The 1,527-nt window shown below is 67.1% G+C and carries 1 protein-coding gene; it reads left to right on the forward strand.

Features of this window, described 5'->3' with window-relative positions:
- Positions 1 to 257 precede the first annotated feature (257 nt).
- Positions 258 to 1,490 carry an IS110 family transposase gene (locus tag SLP03_RS31345; protein WP_319464252.1) on the forward strand — a complete coding sequence of 411 codons (1,233 nt, stop codon included), beginning with the start codon at positions 258 to 260 and terminating at the stop codon, positions 1,488 to 1,490.
- Positions 1,491 to 1,527: the final 37 nt, after the last annotated feature.

The raw sequence follows: 1,527 nt of genomic DNA on the forward strand, positions 1-1,527 counted from the left end.
CGGTTGTCCTAATGAGTTCTGGGAGCGAGCCATCCGGCAGACTCCTGGTGGATAGGTAGCCGCCGGCAGACGAGCACTCGGTTGTCCTGGACGTTGAGTCCTGACGCAAGATCGTGCCGCTGTTGGTCGGTGTGGAGAGTTGATCGCTGATGGGATGTCGTGCCCGCCCGGTTGCGGCGTGAGCACTGCTTCATTAGGTCGCTGATGGTTCTCCTCCTGGCTACCGGCGGTGATCGGATCGACAGGTGGGAGAGGCGTTGCTGTTCATAGGAGATGACTGGGCGGAGGACCACCACGACGTTGAGCTGATGGACTCGTCCGGCCGCAGACTGTCGAAGGCCCGGCTGCCGGAAGGCATGGCGGGCATGACACGGCTGCACGCGATGATCGGTCAGGCGCTCGGTGACGACATCAACGCCGATGGTGTCGCCGCGCGGGTGAAGATCGGTATCGAGACCGATCGGGGTCCGTGGGTGCAGGCGCTGGTCGCCGCGGGATACACGGTGTATGCGGTGAATCCGTTGCAGGCGGCCCGATACCGGGAACGCCTAGCGGTGTCCGGGGCCAAGAGCGATGCGGCGGACGCGCACATGCTGGCGGACATGGTGCGTACCGACTCGCATCAGCTGCGCCCGATGGCCGGAGACAGTGCTGATGCGGAGGCAGTCAAGGTCGTCACCCGGATGCACAAGACTCTGATCTGGGAACGGACCCGCGCGGTGCAGCGGCTGCGGCACGCGCTGCGGGAGTATTTCCCGGCCGCGCTGGACGCGTTCGAGGACCTCGACGCCGCCGACACCCTGGAACTGCTCGCCAAGGCCCCCGACCCGGCGAGCGCTGCCCGGCTGAGCATCAACCAAATCAGCGCGGCCCTCAAGCGGGCCCGTCGCCGTGACGTCGCGGCCAAGGCCACGGCGATCCAGGCCGTGCTGCGTGCCGAACACCTCGGTCAGCCTGCGGTGGTCACCGCCGCCTACGCCGTGTCGGCGCGTGCTCTGGTCGCGTTGCTGGTCACCCACAACGAGCAGGTCAAAGCCCTGCAAGGGCAGGTGGAGGCCTCTTTTGGCCGGCACCCGGACGCTGAGATCATCCTGTCTCAGCCCGGACTGGGTGCCGTCCTCGGCGCCCGGGTGCTCGCCGAGTTCGGTGACGACCACGACCGGTACGCCACTGCGAAGGCCCGCAAGAACTACGCCGCGACCAGCCCGATCACCCGCGCGTCCGGCAAGAAGAAGACCGTCGCCGCCCGGTTCGTGCACAACGACCGGCTCGTCGACGCTCTGATGGCGCAGGCGTTCTCCGCGTTGAAGGTCTCGCCTGGCGCCCGCGCCTACTACGACCGGCAACGCGCCCGCGGAGCCAGTTACAACGCCGCGCTGCGGCAGCTCGCCAACCGGCTCGTCGGCATCCTGCACGGATGCCTCAAGACCGGCATTCCTTACGACGAGGCGACCGCGTGGTCACACCACCTCACCGAGGTCGCTGCTTGACATTCAAGCTCATGGGATGTCTTGCGGGACCGGAACC

The sequence above is a fragment of the Micromonospora sp. RTP1Z1 genome (genome assembly GCF_033804685.1).
In the GTDB taxonomy this organism is placed as follows: domain Bacteria; phylum Actinomycetota; class Actinomycetes; order Mycobacteriales; family Micromonosporaceae; genus Micromonospora.